Consider the following 7,048-nt stretch of genomic DNA (forward strand, 5'->3'; position numbering starts at 1 on the left):
CAGTCGAACATCGCCCGGGCCTGCCGACGACTGGCCGCCAACCCTGACCACGCGGTCGACCTGGTCCTGAACGCATGAAACTGCAGGTCACAGCCCCGGAAGTCAACAACTACGGCACCCTGGGTACATACTGCGCCGAGGTCAGGAGTTGTCGTGCCCAAGTTGGAGTTCAAGCGCAAGTCCGAGCTTTCCCGCAAGGAAGTGTCCGACCGGCTCATCGCGCTCGGACGGGCCCTGGCGAGCGGCCCCGAGGTGGAACTGGGCTCGGGCGGTGACTCGCTCGAAATCGTCGTCGCCGACCGGCTCCGGTGGGAGCTCGAGATCGAGGTCGACGGAGACGAGATCGAGATCGAGATCGAGATCGGCTGGCGCGACGGCCCATCCGACGACGCGTCGGCCGAGGAGCAAGCGGAATCGGTGACTCCGTCTCCGGTCCGCACGGTGCGTCGTGGCCGGCCGCGCAAGACCAGCGCCCCGTGAGCGGGGCGCCGCGCGGGCGAATTCGCTACCCGGCGGGCGGGAGCGCGGTGCGCGCGGCCCACGGCGAGTCCGATTCGGTGATCTGCCGACGGGCCGCCTTCTCGACCAGCAGCGGTACGAAGTCACGGACCTTCCCGTGCACGAAACGCTGGTGGATAATCCGCACGGTGGTTTCGATGTCCCCGGCTGGGACGGTGGGGTAGCGGGTGCTCAGGCGGGCGATGACCTGTTCGATCTGCAACATTTCGTCATCTCCGCGCATTCCATTATCGTCTGTCCCGGAATTCGGACAGGTCAACACCCGAAACGGCAACGATACGCGGTGCGGTCACCCTCTGGTAACGGCGCTGTGTGGGCTCACCTCGTGTGGGCTCACGTCGGGGTGATCGGTGCGAACGGCCGGATCTCGTCGCCACCGGGCCCAACCCTCCCTGCCGAGGATTCCGGCACTTCGTTCCACGCGCCTTCGAGGTCCCGCAGGGGCTCGGACACCACGAAGCGGGTATCGCCGCCCAGCTCCTGCAGGGCCTCGACCTCGGGATGGAGCGCGCGCAGCGTCGCGATCTCGGTGGAGAAGAACAGCGACCGAGAGTGTCGTTCGCTGGAATACCGGAATACCCACAGGGATTCGCCGTCGGTGGTCGCGACGGTCATCTGCACGGGATTTTCCACCCCGTGCGTGCGGCCCACCTCTTCGACGAGGCCGACCGCACGGGCCACGGCAGCGAAGGGATCGTCGACAAGACCGAATGTCAGGGCGAGGTAGAACAACATTTCGGAGTCCGTCGAGCCCTCCATGTCGAGAAACAAGGCCGGGTCGACGGCCAGTAGCAACTCGCGCCTCATCTCGTGGAAGCCGTGTAGGACACCGTTGTGCATCCACAGCCATCGCCCGTGCCGGAAGGGGTGGCAGTTGCTGCGCTGGACCGGCGTTCCGGTCGAGGTCCGCACGTGTGCCAGCAACATCGGTGTTCGGACCTGACGGGCGATTTCCCGCAGGTTCTCGTCGTTCCAGGCCGGTTCGATGCTCTTGTACACCGCCGGTTCGGTGCCTTCGCCGTACCAGCCGACACCGAAGCCGTCACCGTTGGTGGTCTCCTCACCGAGCCGTGAGTGCAGACTCTGATCGATCAGTGAGTGTTCGGGTCGGAACAACAGGTCCGCGGCGAGGATCGGCTCACCCGAATACGCCATCCACCGGCACATGAATCAATTCAAGCAGACCGGCACCGACTCCGACAGTCCCACTTGGGAACAGAACCTCCACACTGTGCAGAGAGCACCGTCTTGTCGGGCGTCACGGATTGTACTTATGAGTCGAGTCCCGCATGGTCACCGCTGCGCGCGACCCCGTCGACAGATCCCGCCACCGCACGAGCACCTTGTGCACATTCTCGGCGCCGTGCAGCGGGTCAGGGGGTGCGGGCAGGTCGGTGGGATAGATGAGAAACGGAGTACTCTGCGGTCCACCCATTCCGCCGTGCGAGCCGACCTGCTCCTCGAACGCCGCTACTTCGTCGGTCTCGGGCCAATACCTGCCACCGACCATGATGTCGGCAACGTTGTCGAAGGTGTCGGTGCGTCGCACTTTCGCCAGGGCGTCGGGGCCCATCACTGCGAGCGGGTTCTGGCCGGTGACCTCGCCGGTCGCTACATCGACCTGGCCGTGGGGGCCGAGCACCACGGAGCCGCCCGGGGCGGAAACGAGCAGGAAGCCGACCCCGGGATGCTCGCGCAACCCGGTCAGCAGTCCGGGGTGGGTGGCTTCGATGGCGTTGACGTCGGCGCGTCCGGGCAGGTCCGGAAAGTAGACCAGACCGAGGTTTCCGGAGCCGAGCACGATCGGCTCGCCTGCAGAGGTGTGGGCCTCCTCGGCGGCGGTCGGCGAGTGCACGCTGGCCGCGGCGTATCCGCGCCCCTCCGCCCCGGGCTGTCCGGAGACGTCGGATGCGCGTTCGTACCAATGACGCTTCACCGCGGCCGGTTCGCGCTGCGCACCCAGCCGGATAACCAACTGCCCCAGGGTCTCCCCGTAGCGTTGCAGGAAGGTCGCGCCCTGGCTTTGCCCGTGGTCGGACAGCACGACAACACGGTAGGGCCTGTCGGCCTGCTCCACCACGGCGAGCAGCATCTCCACGACGTCGTCGAGTTTGCTCAGCACCGCGAGAGTCTCGGGCCGGGAAATGCCGGAGTGGTGCGACACCTCGTCATAGCCGATCAGGTCGACGTAGACGATGCTGCGCCCCTTGATCAGATCCCCGACGACCGCGGCGGCGGCGACGTCGGTGGCGAGCACGGTCGCGAACACCCGCACCAGCGGATAGACCCCGCCCCGGCGCACCCGCGGCCGGATGTCCTTTCGCTTCTGCCGCAGTGACTGGCGTAGTTCTCGTTGCAGTTCCGCGATCATCCGAATGAATGTGCGCAGCGCACTTGCCGGGTCGGCGAAATAGGCGCTGTAGCCGGCACCGCCTCCGAGGCGGGCACCACGCATGCGACTGACAACGAGTACGTTGTCGTGCGCGCCGCCGGTGAACAGATTTCCGCGGCTCGTACCGTCGTGCGCCAGCAGACCGGGGATGTCGGTTCGTTCGAGTTCGCGCTGCTCATTGTCGGCCGGGTTGCTGAACACCGAGATGTGCTCGGTCGTCTTGTCGTACCAGCGGAACGCCGGCACATTGTGGTTGGAGCCGTGTAGCACGCCCAGTTGGGTCGCACCCGTCTGACTGCTCCAGTCGGTGTGCCACGGCGTCAGCCGGTGGGTCTCGCGCACCAACTTTGCCAACCCCGGCGTGACGCCGTCGGCGATCGCGCGACGCAGCACGTCGTAACCGAGGCCGTCGATCTGAATGCACAACAACCCCGGGGACGCGTCCACGAGCGCGGCGTTGCGGCGCAACCGGAACCGCTGTCGACGCACTTGCATCAGCCGGTACGCGGTATCGGAACGGGATGCAATTGCCCCCGAGACCACAGAGGTGAACAGCGCGAGCAGCGACGCGAGAAGAACGGCATCACGCGGTCGGTCCACTGACGCGACCGGTACCAAGTACAACGTCAGCAGCATGATTGCACCGCCGGCAAGGAATACCCCGGCGAACAACAGCACGGGGCCGATCCAAGACATGAGCCGCATCATCACCGGCCACAGCGCGGCGTTGAGCAGGCCGAACACCAACGCGAGCACCAGCGCGGCGGGGAGCGTCGGTAGCGGGACGAAGCTCGACCGGTCCAGGGTGACGCCACCGAGGATGCGATCGAGCACGATGATCGCGAGCGCCGAAGACCCCCAAATCACGAGGAACTCGACGAATACCCGCACCACGCCGCTCACCGTGCGCATCGCATTACCTTTCGTCATCTGGAATCGTAAGGCTCGTGAGGGCAACACAGGGTTCGGATGCCGCCGTATCCGGTGTGCGCTGGCTCGGACATGCCAGCGCGCTGATCATGGACCGCGGGACGGTTGTCCTGACCGATCCGGTGTTGACCAACCGCGTCGCGCACTTACGCCGCCGCCGAGGACCCACCCCGATCGGGCCGCACGTGCGCAATCCGGACGCCGTCCTGCTCTCGCATCTGCACGCCGACCATGCCCATCTTCCGTCACTACGGCTGCTCGATCCGGACGTTCCGATCGTGGCGCCATGGCGGGCAATCGACGGCCTGCCCGCGCTGCGCAGGTTCGCCGACCGCCTGGTGCTGCTGCGGCCCGGCGACGAGACCAGGATCGGCAAAGTCACCGTGCGTGCCGTGCCCGCCCAACATGACGGCCGGCGCTGGCGGCGCGGCCCGGAGCTCGCGCCGGCGGTCGGGTACGTCGTCGAGGGGGACCGGCGGACCTACTTTGCCGGCGACACCGACCTGTACCCGGACCTCGCCGACCAAGTCGGCCCGGTGGATCTCGCGTTGCTACCCGTCGGGGGCTGGGGCCCAACTCTCGGCAACGGTCACCTGGACCCGTCCCGGGCCGCGGTCGCCGCGCGTTTGGTCGAGGCCGGCCTGGCGGTGCCGATCCACTACGGCACGCTGTGGCCGATCGGCCTCGACGCTGTGCGCCCCCGGTTGTTCTTTTCTCCCGGCGCGGAATTCGTGCACCACGCCAAGCAGGTCGGGGTCGTTGCAGTGGAATTGCACCCGGGCGACGAACTCGGCGAACCGGACACCGGTCCCGAGGCGCCGGGAACCAACTACGTATGAACTCACTTACGCTCGGCTCGAGTCAGCAATCGGATCCTGGGCGAGGATCCCAACGACGGGAATCTCCCTGACCATCGCTGTTCTCGCCGTATTCTGCGCACAGCTCCGGTCCGACGGCGGCGCCCCGCTCGCGGAAGTTGTCGGTTCCGTTGGCAAGTCCCATTTCCGGGCATGAGACAAGAACGCAGGCGCAGACTGAATGCATGGTGTCGTCACGGACCGAGCACGAAGACGAACGCGAAGACAGGTACGAGGTGGGGCTCGGATTCGCCCTCCCGAAACTGCAGGAATTGCTTCCTACCGCGGGGCAGATCGAGCAGGACGAAACGATTCAGGAAAGCGTCTTTTACGATACCGCCGAACGCGACCTGCAGCGCCAGCACCTGACGTTGCAGCGCCGGACGGGAGACATCGATACCGGATGGCAGTTGACGGTGCCTGCCGACAAGACCCCCACCGAGATCGTTGTGCCATCGAGCGACGGGGACGCGGTGCCCGACGAGTTGGCGAGTTGGGTGGCGGGCGTGGCACTGGGCAACCCGATGCATCCGGTGACCACCCTGACGACCGTGCGGCACACATACCTTCTCCTCGACGCCGACGCGTGTCTGCTGGCGAAGATCACGGACGACGTGGTGCACGGCACCGTCGCCGGTGATGGAGCTTTGGCTACCGAGTGGCGGGAGGTCACGGTCGCACTCGGTGAAGCCGGTGGCAAGAAAATGCGCAGGGCGATAGGTAGAAGCCTCACCCGTGGTGGCGGCCGGCCGTTGCAGTACCCATCGAAGCTGGCGCGTGCGCTTGCCGACCGTCACCGCGGGGGCGAGGGCCGCGCTGACGGTAAGCGGGACCCCGGTGGCACGGACCCCAGCACCTCACCGACAGTCCGGGTGGTCACCGACTATCTGGAGGCGCAGGTTCAGGCGATCGTCGCCGGTGATGTCTGGTTACGCCGGGGCCTGGACGCCGTCCACCCCACCCGGGTCGGCATTCGGCGCTTCCGCAGCACTCTACGGGTGTTCGAGAAGGTGCTGGAACCGGCGGCGCGAACGACGCTCGACGCGGAGTTGTCCTGGTACGCAGGGTTACTCGGCGAGGTGCGGGACCGGCAAGTGCAGCGGGCACGATTCACGCGCGCGGTCGCTGCCCTGCCGAGTGAGCTGGTGATGGGTCCGGTCGCCGCGCGCATCGAGGAGGATCTGCTCGCCGAACAACTCCATCACCTGACCGACGTGCGGACGGTCCTCGACGGGGAGCGCTACCGGGCGTTGCTGGCCACGTTGGCGCAGTGGCGCACGGCGCCACCCTTTACCGACGATGCCGCGGCCGATCCCGGGGTAATCCGCACGGCGCTGCGGCGGGCCGAGCGGAAAGCGTTGAAAAGGGTGGCGGCCGCTGCGAAGGGCGCCGATGAGGAGGCGCTGCACCGGGCGCGAAAGGCAGCCAAGCGTGCGCGCTACGCCGCCGAGCTTGCAGAACCCGTCCTCGGGAAGAAGGCGAAGAAGAAGGTGGCCCGGTACAAGAAGATGCAGGAGGTGCTCGGCGAGCACCAGGACAGCGTCGTGGCCTCCGGCATCCTGCGCAGACTCGGTGCCCGTGCCGGGACCACGCCCGGGGAAAACGGTTTCACCTTCGGTCTGCTGTACGGGCTCGAGCTGCAGGCGGTCCGGCAGGCCCGCATGGACGCTGCCCGGCTGATGTGAGTCGAGGCGGACGCACCGGCACACCGTCGGCGGATTCGCGACAAACGGTCCCGCGGATGGGACAATTGTCGGTACGGGAGAGTGTGAGAAATGTTCGTCCTGGTCCGGCACGCGCACGCAGGCGACAAGAGCAAGTGGCCCGGCCGTGATATCGACCGCACGCTGAGTACTTTCGGGTACCGGCAGGCCCGCGGCCTCGTCGCCACGCTGGAGCAATTCGAACTGCGGGCACTCTTCTCGAGTCCCGCCATTCGCTGCCGTGAGACCCTGTTACCGCTGGCCGCGGCGCGGGGGCTGCGCATCGACGACGATCGGCTGCTGGCACCGGACGCATCGCCCAGCGAACTGTTCGCGGAGCTGGAGGGCTCGAGCGCCGACGGTGCCCTCTTCTGTACTCATGGGGAGGTTCTCGACGCCTTGGCCGAGTTTGCGCGGCTGCGAGGATGGACGTGCATGACCCCGGTGGCGATGACGCCGAAGGGCGGTGCCTGGATCGTCGACCGCGGCGCTGTCTCGGCGCTGACATTGCGTTACTTGCCGCCCGTTTCCACCGGCTGATCAACGATGCTCGAACGGTCCTGCCGCCCTATTGAGGTTTTCTCAATAGCGACCTGCATGCTCGAATTGCGTCAGGACAAGCGCTGCTTGGGTGATGGAGCCGATTC

The 7,048-nt window shown here is 66.8% G+C and carries 7 protein-coding genes; 4 read left to right on the top strand and 3 right to left on the bottom strand.

Annotated features, from left to right (window positions below; all coding sequences use genetic code 11):
- The first annotated feature begins 153 nt into the window (after positions 1-153).
- Positions 154-480, top strand: a complete 327-nt coding sequence (locus Q8814_RS23245) for an amphi-Trp domain-containing protein (RefSeq protein ID WP_330154336.1) — start codon at positions 154-156, stop codon at positions 478-480.
- Between the two features lie 25 nt (positions 481-505).
- Here Q8814_RS23245 and Q8814_RS23250 read toward each other — a convergent pair whose 3' ends face one another.
- The 3 genes from Q8814_RS23250 to Q8814_RS23260 form a co-directional block, all read right to left on the bottom strand.
- On the bottom strand, positions 506-742 hold the full coding sequence (locus tag Q8814_RS23250) for a three-helix bundle dimerization domain-containing protein (protein ID WP_330154337.1): 237 nt from the start codon (positions 740-742) through the stop codon (positions 506-508).
- Between the two features lie 110 nt (positions 743-852).
- Complete coding sequence (locus tag Q8814_RS23255; protein WP_330154338.1) at positions 853-1,674, bottom strand: class II glutamine amidotransferase; 822 nt, start codon at positions 1,672-1,674, stop codon at positions 853-855.
- Positions 1,675-1,777: 103 nt separating this feature from the next.
- Positions 1,778-3,823: a phage holin family protein gene (locus Q8814_RS23260; RefSeq protein ID WP_330154339.1), complete on the bottom strand. Its 2,046-nt coding sequence runs from the start codon at positions 3,821-3,823 to the stop codon at positions 1,778-1,780.
- Between the two features lie 35 nt (positions 3,824-3,858).
- Here Q8814_RS23260 and Q8814_RS23265 point away from each other — a divergent pair, with 35 nt between their 5' ends.
- From Q8814_RS23265 to Q8814_RS23275, 3 genes are all read left to right on the top strand, one after another.
- Positions 3,859-4,680 carry an MBL fold metallo-hydrolase gene (locus tag Q8814_RS23265; protein ID WP_330154340.1) on the top strand — a complete coding sequence of 274 codons (822 nt, stop codon included), beginning with the start codon at positions 3,859-3,861 and terminating at the stop codon, positions 4,678-4,680.
- Between the two features lie 203 nt (positions 4,681-4,883).
- The gene (locus Q8814_RS23270; protein WP_330154341.1) at positions 4,884-6,383 is read left to right on the top strand and encodes a CYTH and CHAD domain-containing protein; all 1,500 of its coding nucleotides are present in this window, start codon (positions 4,884-4,886) and stop codon (positions 6,381-6,383) included.
- A 90-nt stretch (positions 6,384-6,473) separates the two neighbouring features.
- Complete coding sequence (locus Q8814_RS23275) at positions 6,474-6,941, top strand: SixA phosphatase family protein (RefSeq protein ID WP_330154342.1); 468 nt, start codon at positions 6,474-6,476, stop codon at positions 6,939-6,941.
- The last annotated feature ends 107 nt before the right edge of the window (positions 6,942-7,048 follow it).

It is taken from the genome of Rhodococcus chondri, from assembly GCF_036327435.1.
GTDB lineage: Bacteria > Actinomycetota > Actinomycetes > Mycobacteriales > Mycobacteriaceae > Rhodococcus > Rhodococcus chondri.